This is a genomic window from Pseudobacter sp., from assembly GCF_051955275.1.
In the GTDB taxonomy this organism is placed as follows: Bacteria; Bacteroidota; Bacteroidia; order Chitinophagales; family Chitinophagaceae; genus Pseudobacter.
In genome coordinates this window covers 1-18,017 of record NZ_JBQCGW010000305.1, presented here as the reverse complement: position 1 = coordinate 18,017, position 18,017 = coordinate 1, and the positions used below count along the sequence as shown (strand labels likewise).

Below are 18,017 nucleotides of genomic sequence, written 5' to 3'. Positions count from 1 at the left end.
GGTACGAACACTTCCGGTTTTTTTTGATCATTTCATAAGCAGGGCTACTTCTATAATCAGCAATTTTTTTATGAATAATTATTGTTTTACAGTCAGTGTCTTTCCATTCAGTTCAAACTTAACTTTCGATTTATCGAGCGCTTCCAGGAGATCCTTCAGGGAAAGGTCTTTCCCCATCTTTCCGTAGAACCTGATGACCGGAGGTTTTCCTTCATACACAACATCTATATCATACCATCTTTCCAGTTCTTTCATTACCTGCACCAGGCTCAACCCTTCAAAATTGAAGATGCCTTTTTTCCAGGCGGTTATTTTTTCTATGTCTGCATCCTGTTCCAGCGTTATGGCAGGAGATAATGAATTGTTGCCGGTGGATACAATAGCCTGCTGGCCTGGTTTCAGCACCAGTTCTTTATTGACCGCTTCCGGTATGCCCTGTGAAATATTCTTCACTTTCACCATACCATCTTCCAGTGTGGTTCTGATATCGCCTTCATTTGAATAGGCATTGATATTGAAAGCTGTGCCCAACACCTGAATTTCAACCTGTTTATCCACTGAAACAATAAAAGGTTTGCTCACATCCTTCGCCACATCAAAATAAGCTTCCCCGGAAATATACACCTGCCTTTGCTTTGCCTTGAAGGTGGTGGGATACCTGATTGAACTGGCAGCGTTCAGCCAGATCTTTGTACCATCGGGAAGCGTGAACTGAAACTGCCTTCCTTTGGGTGTGGTCATGGTATTGTAAACAATTTTGTTATCTGCTCCTTCTTTTGCCTGGTATGTCATGCTACCGTTGGAAAGATGGATGGAGCTTCCATTCTGGTCAGCGATCTTTCCATTTTTCATGGAATCCAGCACCAGTTGGGAACCGTCTGCCAGCGTAAGGATGGCGCCTTCTTTTCCGGCAGGAATATCCACTGCAACAGCAGCAGCAGGAGCTTTTTCCGTTTTGTTGTCCATGGAAAAATAGAACATCCCCGCTCCTGCCAGGATGATGGCGCCGGCTGCAGCCCAGTACCATGGCCTGATACGGCGCAGCGGTACAATGGGTACTGACTCAGACTCAGGCTCATCAATTCCTTCACGCATTTGCTGTAATACCTGTTCACGGATGGCCAGGCCGGCAGCTTCATCTGGCTCCAGTTCAAAACGTCCGTTCCTCAATTCCTCTTCAAGGATTGACCTGAAAGCATTGGCATGCTGCTCTTCATTCAGCATATTCGCCAGCAAGGCCTTATCGGTGGCTGTGATGCTTTCATCCAGGTAACGTTCAATCAGTATTTTAAGCTGGTCTGTTTGCATTGATAAGAGGGAATATGAGTACCCCTGCTATTAAAGTACCATTGCTGGCGCAACAGGGTTACTCGTTGAAAAAAAATTTCAAAAAAAGATAAAACGGGATATGCGTGCGGATATATATACGGAGAAAAGAGAGGGCTTTCACCATCTGTACCTTTACGGTTTCCCGGCTGATGCCCAGCTGTGCGGCGATGGCTTCATAAGTAAGGCCTTCATTCCTGCTCATTTCAAAAATACGTTTGCGTTGGGGCGGCAACTGACTAATGGCCGTTTGTATGAGCGTATTGACCTCGTTGTGATCAAACTGCCTGTCAGGCTGAAGATATTGCTCCGCATAGTATTGCTGAATATTATCAGTAAGCGGCTGCGCAATTTTCTTCCGCACTTCATTGAAGATTTTGTTACGGGCTATTATGAAGAGATAATCATCCGGACTTTCCACCGAACCTAACTTTTCCCGGTTCTTCCAGATGGCCAGGAAAACTTCCTGAACTATGTCCTGTGCTTTGAATTTATCCTTTAAATAGGCCAGGGACTGGCTGTAGAGCAGGTTCCAGTATTTGTCCATCAGCAACGTAAAAGCAGCTTCATCCCCTTCCGCTATCTGGAGGAACAATTGATTGGGTGTGTATAGGGTGCCGTTGCTCAAAGCAGTCAGTGATTGCTTAAAAATGGAACAATAATTTGATGGAAACGTACAGGAAAGGTTGAGAGCCCTTTGCCTTCCTGCCCGGACTGAGGTTGGCGGCAAATGGAAAGGAAAAGTTGAAAACAATATTACGGGATTTAAATAATATTCTCTTTTATTATTGCCAGGAAGCATTTCAGCGGAGATCACTTGCTCGCTTCAGGCTGGTGTGAGATACATGTTCGCCTCTGGCGAACCCTGGGCCCGCCGGGAGGCGAGCCTACAGAAGTCACTCGCGGACACAAAAGCCCACGGGCACAGCAAAAGAAAGGGGTTGACCTTTGATGTGCCCCAAAAAGTCAGACAATTTTGGAGGGGCACATCACACAAGGTCAACCCCATTAATAGCAGATATTATTACAAAGGATTCTGTTCTGTGATCTTCGGATTGTAATTTAACTCGATGGTCAGCGGGATCTGAAGAGTGAACAATTTCCCGGGCGCCACCACCAGTTGATTGGTATGATTGGCTGAACCGGCGCGATTCACACCTATCCCCCATCGCTTATTGTCGAAGAATTCAAATCCACCTTCACCCCAGAGCTCGATCCTGCGCTGCAGTTGGATCTCCTTCAGCAAGGCATCGCCGGTGCTGGTGGATTTCACATAAGCGGCATCTCGCTCATGGGCCAGGATATAGAGTGTTGTCTGCGCATCTTCATCCTGTCCTGCACGGGCCTGGGCCTCTGCTTTGGTGAGGATCATTTCGGATGTACGCATATAGATCTCGTCCTGGTTGTAATTGGGCGTATTGGCATCAATCGGGGGCGCTGCAAATTTGTAGCTGAAGTATTTGTAGTGTTTATCCGGCTGCTGTGCACTGGCATATTTGTATTCTACAAAATCGTCCTGTACAAAATTCTTCTTTCTGTAATCAGTGGCAGCGATCTGATCATTCAAGCGCTGATCGATGGCCAGCCAGCCACCCTGACTTCCGCCATAACCACCTTCACCTTTGATATTCACCCAGCCGGGGAATGAGCTGTTGCCTTTACCGGTGGCCGTTGAAAAGTCATATCCGAATATGGTTTCGGGCAATGAAATATTGCTCATGCCCATAGTGGTGTACTGCGTTTCGTTGATGAGCGTGGGATATTGCTGCATTACGTAATCCGCAGCGCTGATGGCTTTGGGCCAGTCGCCAATGGTGAGTGCTGCACGCGCCAGCACCACTGATGCCACAGATGCATCGAAATCCGTTTTGCTGGCGGTATTCAACAGTCCTGATTTCTTGAACAGGTCTACTGCTTCCGTTGCATCGGCAATGATCTGGCTCCATACTTCCTGTGAAGGCGCACGGTCTTCTTCTCCGGCAACTGTGGTGTAAAGCGGCACTCCTGGTTTGGCGTTTCCGCCATGCATATAATCATCCTGGTAAAGCCACATCAGGTAGGTATAACTCATGGCGCGCATAGTGAGTGCAGCAGCCTTGTATTTCATGATGAGCTTGTTCACATCCGTAGCCTGATTGGGATCAAAGTCCGGAGGGATCAGATCCAGGATCTGGTTGGCAAAGAAGATCCATTTGTAATAAGTGCCCCAGTAAAGGGTAACACGCCCCTGCGCTTCCTCCCGGTAATTCAGCATCTGATAATCCGAGACCATCCAGCCACCATTGGGCTGTGCCAGTACCATATCGTTGCCTTTGAGATTGAGCAGTAGATTGATCACTGAAAAATTTCTGGAGTCAACAGAATTCGCATAAGTGAGACCGTTAACCTGTGCCACCATACTGGTAACCATCGGCTCCAGTACCGTTGCTGGTTTGGTTTTGATGATCTGCTGTAATTCTTCCCTGGTCATGGCTCCGTTCGGGTCAATGTCCAGTTTTTTGGAGCAGGAGCTGAAGATGGTAAGTATGCTCCCTGTTATGATGAGTAATTTTTTCATGATTTTCTTTTTAGAGTGTCAGGTTAAGACCCAAAGTAATGGTACGCGTTTGTGGAAAACCAAAGGCCGACAAGGTGGTGCCTCCATCAAATGATTGCCTGGGGTCCAGTCCTTTTTTGGCAGAGAACAAATGGAGATTGTCTACGCTGAAGAAAAGTCTTGCAGCTACAATACCATTTCTTGCTGCCATCGCCTGTGGCAACCTGTAGCCGAAGGTCACGTTCCTGATAGCTAAATAAGAAGCGTCGAACAGGGCCCAGTCAGAGTACTGGCCGGCAGCACCGCCAACGGGTCTGCTGAAATAGTTCTGTGCACCCACCTGGAACATCGGAATATTGGAGTTGGGATTCTCAGGGCTCCAGCCATAGGCCAGGTCTTTATGGATACCACCGATCCTTTGTTGCGTGAGGTTCTGATAAGTGAGAGAGATGGTCTTGCCACCGATCTGCCAGCTGGTAAGTACGGACAGATCAAAGTCTTTGTATTGCAGCGATGTATTGAATCCTCCCACCAGGTCAGGAGATGCAGTGCCGAGTTCAAACTTGGTACCATCATTTCCTTTTGTGGTAACGATATCCCCTACTTTTTTACCGGGATAGTTGGCCAGGTTATCGGTTGCTTTCAACTCTTTGTAAAGAAGTCCTTCACCTGTATTGGGATCTACACCGGCATATTTGTACATGTACAGATTGTAGTAGTCTTTGCCTTCTCCACGGAGGAAGTTACCTTCCTCATAATTCCCATTAAGTGCTTTAGAACCTACGCCTGGTGGAATTTCCAGCAGTTTGTTCTTATAGTGCGAAGCGCGGAGGTTTACCGTCCAGTTAAGATCTTTTTTACGGATCACATCCACCCCTAATTCAATTTCATAACCGGTATTCATCAGGGAAGCGATGTTCTCCAGTTTGGATGCCTGTCCGGTTGAAGCAGGTAATGGTTTTGCCCAGATCATATCGATGGTCTTGCGGCGGAAATAATCCACAGTACCATAGAAGCGATCGAAGACGCGGAAGTCGATACCTGCATCCCAGATATTATTGCTTTCCCAGGTGAGGGCTGTATTTCCCCATGAGGTTTGTGCAATAGCCAGCACGGGATTATCGAGCGTGCCAGCATTGGAAACACTGTAGATATCTGTCCAGCGGTTGGCGCCTACATTCTGGTTACCGAGGGTACCATAACTGGAGCGGATCTTCAGTTCATTGAGCCATTTGGAAGTACTGCTCATGAACTTCTCTTCTGTAACACGGTAAGCACCGCCTACAGACCAGAATGTACCCCATTTGTTATAGCGGAAATTGGAAGAGCCATCCGTCCGCACACTGGCAGTGAGGTAGTATTTACTATCGTAATTATAAGCCAGTCTTGCCAGGTATCCTTCCAGCGCTGTGCTGTTGCCGTTACCTGTCAGGCTTTTGATGCGGATGGCATTAGCCATGTCCGGATCATTGGGTGCAAACATGATACCTTTTGTTCCACTCATATAATCGCCGCGTGTCCAGCGGTATTCATGACCAGCCAGTACATCGATCGTGTGAACCCCGATCTCCTTGAAATAGTTTACTGTTTGAATGGTGTTGATGGTCATTCCCTTTGCCCAGTAACCGGAAATAAGGCCCTGGTCATCCCTGGCGGAAGTACCGCTTTCGTTATTGCCGTAGGTTTTATTGTAGGTATAAACATTATCCATGGAGAAGTCCAGCTTTACCCGGAAATCTTTCCTCACAGTGGCTTCGAGGAAAGCGCGACCGGAGAAATCATCAGAGGTTTGCTCGGCAAGGTCTTTCTCAAAATAAATCGCGGGGCTGTACCCAGTGAAGCTGGAACGCCTGGTGGCTCCGATGGGGCTATAGGTTTCACCGGTACCCAGGTCATACATGGGCCTTCCATTGACATCATATTTAATACTGCCATCCTGGTTATGTGCATATAGCGCGTAAATGGGCGCAAAGAAATCTTTGAACACAAATACGTTATTGTTTACAGTACCACCCGAGTAGTTGGGAACATTTGAGTAGCGGCGTGTATAGCTCAGGTTCATACCGGCTTTCAACCAGTTGGTAACTGCCGTGTTCACTTTCAGACGGGCGTTATAACGGTTGAAATCCGATCCCATCACGTAAGACGGATCGCTCATATAACCTGCAGAGAGGAAGTAATCAGTTTTTTCATTTCCACCGCTGAGGCTCACATTGTACTGCTGGCTCAATGTTTTTTTGATGAAGTAATCATTCCAGTCGTCATGATACAACAGTTGAGCGTCAGGCCTCATTTTGCCGGTAGCAGGATCAATCAGTGTAGTGCCATCGGGAATTTTGTAAGGCATGTAGTTGCCGAGATTGTTAAACGCGCCGAGCGTTGAGCCGTTTGCCCTGAAAAGATTGTTGCTGGCATATTGCCTGGCATCCGCATCATTGAGGCGTGGAGCGGTAGCATCGTTGCTGTAGCGTACATAGTTATAGATCCCTTTCCAGACAAGTTCATAGAACTCCTTCGGATCCTTCACCATATCGAAGTCCGGTACCCCCTGACTATTCTGTCCTACTCTTATATCGAAATTGATCTTCGTTTTACCCTTTGCTCCCTTCTTGGTGGTTACCAGGATCACACCATTGGAGCCACGGGACCCGTAAAGCGAGTTGGACGCCGCATCTTTTGAAACCACAATAGACTCGATATCTGAAGGGTTATAAGAGGCCAGCGGGAATGCAGTGGGCACACCGTCCACCACTACCAGCGGATCAGAACCTGCAGAGAGGGAGCCGAGACCGCGGATGCGGATCGCTGCTTCGCTGCCAGGCTGCCCTGAGCTGGTTACCAGCTGTACACCGGATACCATGCCTTCCAGGGCCCTTGACACGGTGGATACGTGTTGCTGGCTGATGGTCTGGGCACTCATGGTACTCACAGAACCGGTAAGGTCTTTTTTCTTCGCTGATCCGAATGCCAGTACCACCACTTCATTCAGAGCGGCAGGCAATGCTTTCAGCTGGATCACGAAACTGGCTCCTGTTTTTACGATATTATTATCACCTACCGGTAAACTACCAGCATCAGGAATGGCTATCAGTTGCGATACACGGACCTCCAATGGCGTGAAGCCAACAGAGCTGATCACAATGATAGCCGATTCCGGAACATTGGACAGGGTGAACTGTCCCGTTGCTGTAGTGGTTGTACCTTGTTTTGAATTCTTTACTGAGATGGACGCGCCGTTGATGGGCTCCTGCGACTCTGCGCTCAGCAGTTGACCGGAGATGGTCACTTCCCGTGCCATCACACTGTCTGCGGGCTTCCCGTTTACAGAGAGCTTACGCATCAGCACGATGGTTTTGTCTTCAACGATATACGACAATGCTTGTCCGCTGAGCACATTTTTCATGAATTCCTGCAACGGCATATTGTTCGCTTCTATGGACACCGGTCTGGTATTTACCAGCAGGTCCCTGTTGGCAAAAACGATAAAGCCTGTCTGTTTTTTCACAGCAGAGAATATTTTCTCCAGGCTCAGATTTTTACCGCTGATTGAAACGGTCTGTGATTTGGCATTGGCGGACACCTGCAGACAAAATGCAAGTGCAAAAATTGAACTTAGTTTCATGACCTTGATGATTTTGCTTCCTGTACTGCCGGAGGAATGGAACTTTTCCGGCAGCAGGCAGAAAATCCTTTTCAGGAAGCTGTTAGTACGCTTCATGGGAGGATAGGCAGTTTCTTGCATAGCTTACGAGAGTTTTGGTGGTTAAAAAGATCCGTTAATCCACTATTTATATACAACCAGCCGGCGCCCGGCCTGGATCTTGAAATGCACTTCGGATACCTTTAATGCCCTGATCAGTGCGTCCAGGGTCATATTCCTGCTGATGCCTCCATAGAAGCTGAGATCAGGCACACCGTTCGCATAAACTACTTCGATATCATACCAGCGTTCCAGTTGTTTCATCACTTTTTCAAATGACATATTCTCCAAATGGAAATATCCATTTTTCCAGGCTGTAGCGGCCTCACTCTGGTTTTCGAGCACGGCCATTGATTGCTTACGATTGTCGAGCATTGCCTGTTGCCCCGGCCCTAATATGGCATACAATTGTTTGCCTGTGGAAAGGGTCACTTTCACACTACCCTCCACCAGGGTTGTCTGTTCTGCAGTTTCATTACTGTAAGCATGAACATTGAAGCCTGTGCCCAATGCCTGCACCACCTGATGCTGCGTTTGCACCAGGAAAGGCCTTGCCTGGTCTGCGGCTACCTCGAAATAGGCTTCGCCCTTCACCTCCACCTTTCTTTCTGTTCCACGGAATGCAACAGGATAGCGGATGCTGCTGGCTGCATTGAGCCACACACGGGAGCCATCGGGCAACAGTAGCTGAAACTGCCTGCCTTTGGGTGTGGACATAGTATTGTATGTAATGGTGGCTGAATCCATATCATCTCCGGCCTGATAAATAAGTTGGTTGTTCTGAATTGCGATCTCTGTTTTACCCTGTGTGGCAAATACTCCATTATTTGTACTGTCGAGCAGGATCTGCCTGCCATCAGAGAGGGTGAGGATAGCCCCATTCCGGCCCGGCGCTATTACTTCCGGTACCGGCGCCACTGTTTTTTGTACTAGTTCTGTTGTATCCTTGTTGGTGAATTGCCAGATGGCTACGCCGGTCAGCAGTATAACCACAGCGGCTGCAACCCAACGCCAGTAAGGGATCCGGCGCCGTATACGGATAACAGGCTCAGAAGGCCACTGGCTGAGAATATTGTCAACCAGACGGTCTTTCTGCCGGGAAGAAAATGAATGATCATCTTCCAGGCCGGTCCAGAATTTTTCAATACCAGGCATCAGCTGTTCCCTGGAAGCACCTTCCTGCATCAACTTCAGCAACTCCTCCATTTCATCGGGAGTCGCTGTGTTGTTGATCCACTTTGTATACAATTCTTCCAAGCGCGTATTGCCAGCCTGCATAATGATGATTGTATATCCAGAGACAACCGGAGTTGAAAAAAGGGGATAGAGAAAGAAGAATATTTTTATAATAAGGCAGGATCAGGGATGATAGATGGGCAGTTTACCAGAGACATACTTTTTGATGGCGCTGTTGGCATACTGTAAATATTTTTTTACTGCGTCGCGCGACACCTGCATTTCGTGGGCAGCCTGTTCATATTTCAGTCCACCCTGCCGGCAGAGCTTCCAGGCTTTTTGTTGCTGGGGAGGTAGTTGTTCAACGGCTTCTTCTATGAGGAGGAACAGCTGTTCTTTCTGAAGTGGATCATCTTCACCGGACTGACCAATATTCTTGTCATGATCCCAATCCCATTCCCTGTTCCTTTCCCTGACCATTTTTTTGATGGCATTGAAGGCGTGGTTACGGCAAACGATGAGGAGGAAAGAGCGGAAGCTGTCGATCTGGGAGAGAGTTTCCCTGGTAAGCCAGAGTTTTACAAAGATATCCTGAACGATCTCTTCGGCCTGCTGCCTGTCGTTCAGGTGTTGATGGATGAACTTGAAAACAAGGCCGGAGTACTGATGTGTCAATGCTCTGAAGGCCTGTTCATCACCGGCTGCTACCTGTAACAGCAATATTCTTTCCTGCGATGATTGTTTGGATATCACTCAGAGGGTCAGTTGTTTTGGTGCGCTTTATTGCAATTAACGAGCCAAACAAATTTAATTAAAATAGACAAATGGATTTTTAATTTCCATGGACGGAAAGTATTTTATCCATCACCGTAAGTAGATCAGGAACCCTTTTTCAACGCGCTGAACACAAGATGCTGGAGAAACTGAACTACCCCTGCATCATCCTTCGCATTGGCAAAATCCGTGAGGCCTGGCAAATTCTTCTTGAAGAAAAACTGGTAATGCGCCATTTCCAGCAGGGTGCTGGAGAGGGATCTCGGATATTTGTACGAGGGGTTGTACTCCCTGAAGATTTCCGCGATCCGCGCACAAAGGTCTTTGTATGGTTTGAAGAAATGGTCCTTGTTATCCTGGGTTACATGTTTGGTAAGGTAAGATTTACTGCCTTCCGTAATAGCGATCTCATACAAGCGGTTCCGGTCTATATGACTGAAAGTGAACTGATCGGGCAATTGAAATGCCAGTAAGCGGATCACCACCTGTATCTTCTCTTTGGGTGACTTTACATTGTTGGTATGATATAATAACTGGTATTCCAGCCAGGTCCAGAACCAGGCAATGACATAAGTCAGCAGTTTATGCTTGTTCTCGAAATACCGGTAGATACTGGCTTCCGTGGTTCCTACTTCAACCGCCAGCTTCTTGAATGTAAAATCCTCAAATCCAATTTTCTGGATCATAAGGATGCTATGCTGAATGATATTACGCCCAAGCGGGGATTGCTCCGGATCACGCAAATACAACTTGGGGTTCATCTTGATCTGTAACTGGAGTTCCATAATAGCAAAAATCGAAACTTTTTGTAAGTTACGCTATTAAGCCGGATATTTTCACATAACATTCTAATAGTATTACTATCATTAAATAAAGCATATATATTATTTTTGCCTGACATCCAAGCAATGTCAACTCAAGGCAAATGGCAGACAATAAACTTTCTCTGGTAAAATCGCTGTTGAAACTGAACAGGATCCTGATGCTCGAAAGAAAAGACTTTGCAGCAGCCTGCGTCTTCGCATTGCTGGCGGGCCTGGTCCAGCTTTCGCTTCCCCTCGGTATTCAATCCATCATTAGCTTTGTACTGGCAGGCACCATCTCCACTTCAATTGTGGTATTGATAGGCATGGTGGTCTTTGGCGTCTTTATCAATGGACTGTTACAGGTCCGCCAGTTACAGATCATCGAGAAAGTAAAACAGAAACTGTTTGTGAGATATTCCCTGGAATACAGCGACAGGATCCCGAAACTGAATATCGAGAAGCTCGATCATGAGTATCTCCCGGAAATGGTCAACAGGTATTTCGACAGTGTTTCCCTGCAGAAAGGAATAGATAAACTGATGATAGAACTGCCCGCCGCTGTGATCCAGGTAACCCTGGGGCTGCTGTTGCTTTCGTTCTACCATCCTGTTTTCATCGCCTTCGGCCTGATGCTCATCCTCATTGTTTTTGCCATCATCCGCCTCTCCTCTACCCAGGGCCTCCAGGCTGCTTACCGGGCCAGCACTTACAAATTTGCCGTAGCCGCCTGGCTGCAGGAAATAGCACGCAGTATCAAATCCTTTAAATATACAAAGGGCACTTCCCTGCACATGAATAAAACAGATGCACTGGTGAGTGACTACCTTTCTTCACGCACCAGTTACTTCAACATATTGCTGATACAGTTCTGGAGCCTTATATCCTTCAAGATCCTGATCACTGCAGCCATGCTGATCATCGGTGCCTACCTCCTGGTTGACCAGCAGATCAATATCGGGCAGTTCATCGCCGCGGAAATTGTGATCATCGCCATCATCGCATCCATAGAAAAACTGATCGTGAACCTGGATACCGTATACGATGCCATCGTGTCGGTTGAAAAATTAAGCGCCATCGCAGAAGCTGAAACGGAACAAAGCGGCAACCTGGAGTTACCCGCAGAAGCGGAAGGAGTTTCCATCGAATTCAAAGAAGTGACCTTTGCTTATGGCAATAACAAACCGGTACTGAAAAATATCAGCCTCAATATTGCAGCAGGTCAGATGGTTCAGGTCACTGGTATGTCGGGCTCCGGTAAATCCAGCCTGCTTCGCCTGCTCACTGGCGCTTTTAAAAATTATTCCGGGAATATCCTCATCGATGGTGTTCCGGTGGGTAACTACCAGGTGGCCAGCCTGCGCAAACTCACGGGCATCCTGCTTGGCAGCCAGGACATTTTCCAGGGAACACTCTGGGAGAACCTGACCATGGGAAAACCCTCCATCGAACTCAGGCAGGTAAATGAGCTCTGCGAGATCACAGGCCTCACCAGCTATGTAAAATCCCTGCCCAACGGGTTTGATACGGTATTGCTGCCGGTGGGGAACAAACTGGCTGAAAAAGTACGCAAAACCATTTTGCTCATTCGTGCATTGCTTGCCGAACACCGGCTGCTGCTGCTGGAAGATCCCTTTACCCATCTCTCCCCGGAAAACAAAATGAAAACCATCAACTATGTGAAGGCCAATAAAACCTCCACTATATTGATCGCATCGCAGGACGAAACACTCGGTCAGCACTGTGATCAGATCATTGGATTAGACCTTGACGGAACATTGAATACCATCATAAACAAGCAATAACATGAGCAGGTATCTGGAATCCGAAATAGAAACGATCGCTGCGGAAAGCAGGCTTCACAGCTTTTCCAACATCTACCAGTTTTACAAAAGCAGCCGGATCAGAAAATGGTTATGGGGAATGCTCCTGCTCATGGTGGCAATTCTATTTCTGCCCTGGACCCAAAATATCCGGGCAAGAGGAACCGTTACCACATTACGGCAGGAGCAGCGTCCGCAACAGGTGAATACCCTGATTGCCGGAAGCATCGCCAGGTGGTATATCAAAGAAGGTGATTTTGTGAACGCAGGTGATACGCTGTTACAATTGGGAGAAGTGAAAGTGGAATATTTCGATCCTCAACTGGTACAGAGAACGCAGGAGCAGATCGAAGCCAAACAGCAATCCATGGAAGGATACCGCAATAAGGCTTCAGCTACCAGTGTGCAGTCGTCAGCGCTGGAGCAGGCCAGGGAACTTAAGTTGCAGTCGCTCGACAATAAGATCACCCAGCAACAACTGAAGATCAGAACGGAAGAGGCCGACCTGGTTGCTGCAGCCAATGAACTGGAAGCTTATAAACGGCAGATCGAGTCGGCCCGCATCATGCTCGACAGCGGCGCCATCTCCCTCACTGATTTTGAAAGAAGAAAGATCAACCACCAGAATGCCCTGGCAAAATGGAACAGCGCCGACAATAAACTGCAGCAAAGCAAACAGGAACTGATCAACCTGCGCATCGAACAACAGTCCGCACGCCAGGAGTATGCAGACAAGATTGCTAAAGTGAGCGGCGACAGATTTTCCTCTTTATCGGATGCTGCCACCACGGAAGCGGAATTGGTTAAACTGCGTAATCAACTGGCCAACTACGATGCACGAAGTAAACTCTATTATATCATCGCGCCACAGAGCGGCCAGATCACAAAAGCCCGTAAGGCAGGGATCGGTGAGTTCCTGAAAGAAGGAGATATGATTGTGGAGATAGTGCCCGACAAAATCCAGTACGCAATAGAGTTATTTGTAAAACCCATGGACCTCCCCCTCGTTAACCGGGGCCAGAAAGTTCGTTTTGTTTTTGACGGCTTCCCCGCCATTGTATTCAGCGGATGGCCCGGCGGCAGTTACGGAACTTTCGGAGGAAAGGTGATCGCTGTTGAAAATTCAGCGAGCGTCAATGGCATGTTCAGGGCTTTGATAGTGGAAGACCCAGATGACAGGAAATGGCCGGCCCAGCTACGGATCGGCGGAGGCGCCGAAGGTATCATGCTGCTGAAGGATGTACCAGTGTACTATGAATTATGGCGGAATGTGAACGGTTTCCCTCCAGAGTATTACAAACCTGAAACCGTAGAACCAAAGAAAAACAATCAGTCAAGCAGTTATTAATCACCTATGTTACCTGCCGCATTGAAACATATCGTACTCATCAGCCTGATTGTGCTGGGGTCCACCCTGCGGGCCGGGGCACAGAACCAGCAAGTACTCACAGAAGAAGCCTTTGTGGCGCAGGTGAAACAATTCCACCCGGTTGTTAAACAGGCCGACCTGTTGGTTCAGAAAGCCGCGGCCGATCTGCTCACCGCCCGCGGTGCATTTGATCCCATTGCAGCAGCAGGCACCACTTCCAAAACACTCGATGGTGTCAACTATTATCGCTATATCAATCCGGAACTGAAAATTCCTACCGCCACAGGAGTCAACCTGAAAGCCGGTTACGAAAAAAGTGATGGTAACTATATCAACCCCGAACGTACGAGAGGCGTGGCCAGTTATCTTGGCGTTGAAATCCCTCTCCTGAATGGCCTGCTTACTGACAAGAAGCGTACTACGCTCCGGCAGGCTGGTATCTATCAGCAACTGACGGATCAGGAACGTGAACTGATGATCAACGACCTTTTGTTTGAAGCCCGTTCATCGTACTGGGAATGGGCCGGCTCCTGGTATCTCTACAATGTGTATACTAAGTTCATTGAAGTGGCCAACGAACGAAACAGGTTAGTGGTGTTGTCGTATAAAAACGGCGACAGGGCTTTGGCTGACACCATTGAAGCATGGGCCCAGTTGCAGTCGGTACAACTCATGCAATCGGCAGCTTTGATGGAGCTGAATAAAAAATCGATCGCACTGTCATCCTTCCTCTGGAGCAGTGAAGGAGCTCCTTACCTCCTTCCTGAATCTTTTTTGCCGGATACCGTGAATCTTCCCGCCATGCAATTGCTGCCGGATACCAGCCAGTTGATTACCCAGCTGAACCTTGACCACCCGGCATTGCAGATAGGCCGCTTTAAATCCGGTATCCTGGAAGCTGAACGCAAACTCAAGCTGCAAAACTTTTTGCCCGTGGTAAATCTTCAGGCCAACCTGCTCAGCAAGGAGTACTACCAGTTCAAGAATATTTCATGGCCCTACTTTGAGAACAATTACAAATTCGGCGTGAATGTTCAGCTGCCGTTATTATGGAGACAACAACGCGGAGAATACCGGAATGCGCTGATCAAAATACGCGATAACAATTTTGATCTGCAGCAAAAGCAATGGACACTGCAGAATAAAGTAAGACAATATTTCACGGAAGCTGTTCAACTGCAATATCAGCTACAGGCTGCCCGGGAAACCAACCGCTCCTATGAATTCCTGCTACGGATGGAAGATCTGAAATTCAGTCAGGGAGAAAGTTCCATCTTCCTGATCAACGCACGGGAAAACAAGCTGCTGGAAATGCAGCAAAAGCTGATCGAGCTGCAGGTGAAATACCGGAAAGCAGTGTATGGGATACAATGGTCGGCTGGTTTGATGGCCAACCTGTAGATTTTTGCTTTAGGTAATACTTCTTACCTGTTTTTGCGGGTTCACCGATGCTATTCGTCCTCCAGCAGGATCCTCACCATCTGCTCATGGTTATTGATAAAACCTGCCGTGACTTTGTAATTCTCCGTTTCTGTATAACTGCATTGCCGGATCCCGTTTTCCTGCAGTTCATAAATAATGGATCCGGGATAAGCCATTACGATCGGGGAATGCGTGGCAATGATGAACTGAGAACCCTGCCTGATCAGCTCATGCATCCTCGTGAGCATGGCCATCTGGCGTGAGGGCGATAAGGCAGCTTCGGGCTCATCCAGGATATACAGTCCATCCCCCCTGAAACGGTTCATGAACAAAGCCCAGAAAGATTCTCCATGAGATTGCTCATGCAGGGATTTACCTCCATAGCTATCAATCAATTTACCGCCGAAAGAGGGCTCCTCATCCAGCTTTTCAATATTGGTAGCTACATTGAAGAAGCTTTCACTTCGCAGGAAGTAGCCGTCCTTATGTTTTCTTCCCCGGCCTACCGTAATATATTCATGCAATGCGGAATGTGATGACCTTGTATTGAAGTTGAAATTCTTAGAGCCTCCTTCAGGATTGAATCCGCAGACAATGGCGATAGCCTCTATCAAAGTAGATTTACCCATGCCATTCTCTCCTGACAGGTAAGTCACGGCCGGGTGGAACTTCAACCGGGTAAGCCCCCTGAGCGCCGGAATATTGAACGGATATTTTCCGGGCTGCTCAATCCTGTCCCGGTGAAAGCTCATATCATTTAACCCTTTGGATAACGCTGTCATGGTTCATTTTTTTGTAAACCTGGATACAGCGTTAAAGATACGATTTAGGTTACACGGCAGCAGGAACCGGGAAAAATCGACAGGCCGATCTTATGGAAGTAATTCTTTCAGCTTTTCATCCAGTTCATTGCCATGCAGGTTCTGTGCTATGATCATGCCCGATGGATCTACCAGGTAATTCTGAGGGATGGACTTCACCCCGTACAATTGCGCTGCACTGTTTTTCCAGTATGCCAGGTCCGACACGTTCGTCCACACCAGCCCGTCATCAATGATGGCCTTCAGCCATTTTTCCCTGTCACCCGGACGATCCAGTGATACGCCCAGCACGGTGAAATTTTTGTCTTTGTATTGACTGAAAAGCTTAACCAACCCGTGATTATCCGCACGGCAGGGCACACACCAGCTTGCCCAAAAATCGATCAGTACATATTTTCCCCTGAACGAAGACAGCTTCACCGGAACACCGCCCGTATCATTTTGTACAAAGTCCGGCGCCAGCGAACCCACGCCGATTGTTTTCATCTTCAGGATATGCTCCGCCATCTTTTTGCCGGACGGCGTGTTCCTTACAGCCTCGGTCAGCGCGTTAAATGCAGGCTCCAGTTCCTCCAGTTGGTAAGGCCAGGAAACCGCCACCGGCATCATCTCCAGGCTCAGATACGATCCCGGGTTTTCAGCAATGAATTTCTTTATGACTGCCTTTTTTTCGTTGGCCACTGCCGCCCGCTTTTCCGCCAATCCGGGCATCGTATCTTTTGCATCGCCCCTTTCCGCAGCGTAGCGGTCATTGGCTTCACTCAATGCCATCAACCGTTGATTGAACGGCTGTAAGGCTGCCAGCAGGTTGGAATATTGCTTATTTAACAGAGAGCCCTTAACGGTGGCCCTTTTTACAGCATCTTTACTGATCACTGTGATAGGATGGCCATCCAGATACAGTGTGATGATATCCGGCTGCTCCATCGTAGCAGGCTCTCCGGGTTTATACAGCAACAACGAAGCCCTGGCAGGATAAGCTATATTGCCTGAAAAACCAAACCGGCCATTTTTTAGTGTACCCGTATCCGTTATGAAATTATCGCTGCTGTCAACATAGCTCAACACTATCCTGGCCGGCGCGTTTAAAGTTCCGATCTTACCGGACACCTTGAATGGTATCTGCGCATGCAGATAGAAAGGCGCACTAATTAATAAAACGCCTGCAAGCTTTCTCATATGTCTTTACTTCTTTATCAATAAGTATTCTGCTGAATGGCTCCATTACTGGAGATCGTTTCTGTTCTTGGCAGCGGCGCTGCGAACCGGCGGGAGTTTACAGGCATCGAGTAAGTCTTTACAGGCTCGCCAGACAATACCGAGGATAAGGTATACGGGTAAAAAGTTTTAGTCATTACCACATCATCATTCGGATCATCGTTATTATTATAGCGCCGTACATCATACCAGCGATGAACGAACGGCATTTCCCTCCTTCTTTCTTCCAGCACCTTCTTTATCGCATCGTCCTTACCTGTGGCAGTAAGATTTACCCAGGCGCCTGGCGTCATGCGCTTTGCACGCAGGGCGTTCAGTGTAGTAACAGCACCGTTGAAGTCACCGGTACGGGCCTGCGCTTCTGCCTTGATCAGCCATATTTCTGCGGTGGTGGGGCCAGACGGGATCCTGTCTTTATAGAAGAATACATAACCAGGATAATTGAAAGAGGGGTTGGTCATATCACGATCATAGGAATATCCCTCCACATAATGATATCGGTAACGCAGGTCATGCGCCTGGTCGTACAGATTCAGCAACGCAGTGCTGGGCATATACCACCACCTGCCATAGTTCAGCATCCTGAAATAAAGGAATTCGGGCCAGGCCATCATATCAGTGAAGTCTTCCTGGTTATTGTGCGTATACGGAAATTTCAGGGTAACGCTTTGTGCATTGGGGCCTGGATTGATGGTTACCACTTCATCGCGGCCGTACTGCATCTGCGTATTGTAGTCCACCAGCGTGCTGTACTCCTGCAAGGCCAGGTTGGCGTATTTCAGTGCATCGGTATATTTGTTCATTGCCAGGTAGTAGCGGGCAGCAAATCCATTCACTGCTGCCGTGTTCGCGCGCCAGTGACGTGACCTGCCGTTTTGCATCAGCGGTAGCTTAACAGCCAGCGCTGCTGTCAGATCGGCCTCTATCTGCTCATATAATTTCGACAAAGGCGCACGTACTACAGGTTCCTCGAAAGAAACGCTCAGTTTAAGCGGCAAGCCGGGTTCGTTCTCTTTACCAGCTGAATACGGCAGTGTGAAAGTATTGGC

The 18,017-nt window shown here is 48.0% G+C and carries 13 protein-coding genes; 3 read left to right on the top strand and 10 right to left on the bottom strand.

What is annotated here, in order from left to right; genetic code table 11:
• Positions 1–78 precede the first annotated feature (78 nt).
• From ACTHMC_RS27100 to ACTHMC_RS27070, 7 genes are all read right to left on the bottom strand, one after another.
• The gene (locus ACTHMC_RS27100; protein WP_440418140.1) at positions 79–1,308 is read right to left on the bottom strand and encodes a FecR family protein; all 1,230 of its coding nucleotides are present in this window, start codon (positions 1,306–1,308) and stop codon (positions 79–81) included.
• 58 nt (positions 1,309–1,366) lie between these two features.
• The gene (locus ACTHMC_RS27095) at positions 1,367–1,954 is read right to left on the bottom strand and encodes an RNA polymerase sigma factor (protein WP_440418138.1); all 588 of its coding nucleotides are present in this window, start codon (positions 1,952–1,954) and stop codon (positions 1,367–1,369) included.
• Positions 1,955–2,350: 396 nt separating this feature from the next.
• A complete protein-coding gene (locus tag ACTHMC_RS27090) occupies positions 2,351–3,883 on the bottom strand; it encodes a RagB/SusD family nutrient uptake outer membrane protein (RefSeq protein ID WP_440418137.1) in 1,533 nt (510 codons plus the stop codon).
• A gap of 10 nt (positions 3,884–3,893) precedes the next feature.
• Positions 3,894–7,604, bottom strand: coding sequence for a SusC/RagA family TonB-linked outer membrane protein (locus ACTHMC_RS27085; RefSeq protein WP_440418135.1), 3,711 nt, complete (start codon positions 7,602–7,604; stop codon positions 3,894–3,896).
• 42 nt (positions 7,605–7,646) lie between these two features.
• A complete protein-coding gene (locus ACTHMC_RS27080; RefSeq protein ID WP_440418133.1) occupies positions 7,647–8,840 on the bottom strand; it encodes a FecR domain-containing protein in 1,194 nt (397 codons plus the stop codon).
• Between the two features lie 81 nt (positions 8,841–8,921).
• On the bottom strand, positions 8,922–9,491 hold the full coding sequence (locus ACTHMC_RS27075) for an RNA polymerase sigma factor (RefSeq protein ID WP_440418131.1): 570 nt from the start codon (positions 9,489–9,491) through the stop codon (positions 8,922–8,924).
• A gap of 125 nt (positions 9,492–9,616) precedes the next feature.
• Positions 9,617–10,297 carry a TetR/AcrR family transcriptional regulator gene (locus tag ACTHMC_RS27070; protein WP_440418130.1) on the bottom strand — a complete coding sequence of 227 codons (681 nt, stop codon included), beginning with the start codon at positions 10,295–10,297 and terminating at the stop codon, positions 9,617–9,619.
• A gap of 140 nt (positions 10,298–10,437) precedes the next feature.
• On the opposite strand from ACTHMC_RS27070, the gene ACTHMC_RS27065 reads away from it, so the two are divergent.
• Genes ACTHMC_RS27065 through ACTHMC_RS27055 form a run of 3 tightly spaced genes read left to right on the top strand, consistent with a single transcriptional unit; the run spans position 10,438 to position 14,908 of the window.
• Entirely contained in the window at positions 10,438–12,120 is a 1,683-nt protein-coding gene (locus ACTHMC_RS27065) for a peptidase domain-containing ABC transporter (RefSeq protein WP_440418128.1), read from the top strand.
• A 1-nt stretch (position 12,121) separates the two neighbouring features.
• On the top strand, positions 12,122–13,486 hold the full coding sequence (locus ACTHMC_RS27060) for an HlyD family secretion protein (RefSeq protein ID WP_440418126.1): 1,365 nt from the start codon (positions 12,122–12,124) through the stop codon (positions 13,484–13,486).
• A gap of 6 nt (positions 13,487–13,492) precedes the next feature.
• Positions 13,493–14,908 carry a TolC family protein gene (locus ACTHMC_RS27055; RefSeq protein WP_440418125.1) on the top strand — a complete coding sequence of 472 codons (1,416 nt, stop codon included), beginning with the start codon at positions 13,493–13,495 and terminating at the stop codon, positions 14,906–14,908.
• Between the two features lie 50 nt (positions 14,909–14,958).
• Here ACTHMC_RS27055 and ACTHMC_RS27050 read toward each other — a convergent pair whose 3' ends face one another.
• The 3 genes from ACTHMC_RS27050 to ACTHMC_RS27040 form a co-directional block, all read right to left on the bottom strand.
• Entirely contained in the window at positions 14,959–15,711 is a 753-nt protein-coding gene (locus tag ACTHMC_RS27050; RefSeq protein ID WP_440418123.1) for an AAA family ATPase, read from the bottom strand.
• Positions 15,712–15,801: 90 nt separating this feature from the next.
• Positions 15,802–16,929 (bottom strand): redoxin domain-containing protein, encoded by a 1,128-nt coding sequence (locus ACTHMC_RS27045; RefSeq protein WP_440418122.1) that lies wholly within the window; start codon positions 16,927–16,929, stop codon positions 15,802–15,804.
• Positions 16,930–16,946: 17 nt separating this feature from the next.
• Positions 16,947–18,017: RagB/SusD family nutrient uptake outer membrane protein (locus ACTHMC_RS27040; protein WP_440418120.1), on the bottom strand; the 1,071-nt coding region annotated here is incomplete at its 5' end.

What these genes read in the sequence shown, in the direction of transcription:
- ACTHMC_RS27100 (WP_440418140.1), bottom strand. Translation starts at nt 1,308, where the DNA reads ATGCAAACAGACCAGCTTAAAATACTGATTGAACGTTACCTGGATGAA.
- ACTHMC_RS27090 (WP_440418137.1), bottom strand. Translation starts at nt 3,883, where the DNA reads ATGAAAAAATTACTCATCATAACAGGGAGCATACTTACCATCTTCAGC.
- ACTHMC_RS27085 (WP_440418135.1), bottom strand. Translation starts at nt 7,604, where the DNA reads ATGCAAGAAACTGCCTATCCTCCCATGAAGCGTACTAACAGCTTCCTG.
- ACTHMC_RS27080 (WP_440418133.1), bottom strand. Translation starts at nt 8,840, where the DNA reads ATGCAGGCTGGCAATACGCGCTTGGAAGAATTGTATACAAAGTGGATC.
- ACTHMC_RS27070 (WP_440418130.1), bottom strand. Translation starts at nt 10,297, where the DNA reads ATGGAACTCCAGTTACAGATCAAGATGAACCCCAAGTTGTATTTGCGT.
- ACTHMC_RS27065 (WP_440418128.1), top strand. Translation starts at nt 10,438, where the DNA reads ATGGCAGACAATAAACTTTCTCTGGTAAAATCGCTGTTGAAACTGAAC.
- ACTHMC_RS27060 (WP_440418126.1), top strand. Translation starts at nt 12,122, where the DNA reads ATGAGCAGGTATCTGGAATCCGAAATAGAAACGATCGCTGCGGAAAGC.
- ACTHMC_RS27055 (WP_440418125.1), top strand. Translation starts at nt 13,493, where the DNA reads ATGTTACCTGCCGCATTGAAACATATCGTACTCATCAGCCTGATTGTG.
- ACTHMC_RS27050 (WP_440418123.1), bottom strand. Translation starts at nt 15,711, where the DNA reads ATGACAGCGTTATCCAAAGGGTTAAATGATATGAGCTTTCACCGGGAC.
- ACTHMC_RS27045 (WP_440418122.1), bottom strand. Translation starts at nt 16,929, where the DNA reads ATGAGAAAGCTTGCAGGCGTTTTATTAATTAGTGCGCCTTTCTATCTG.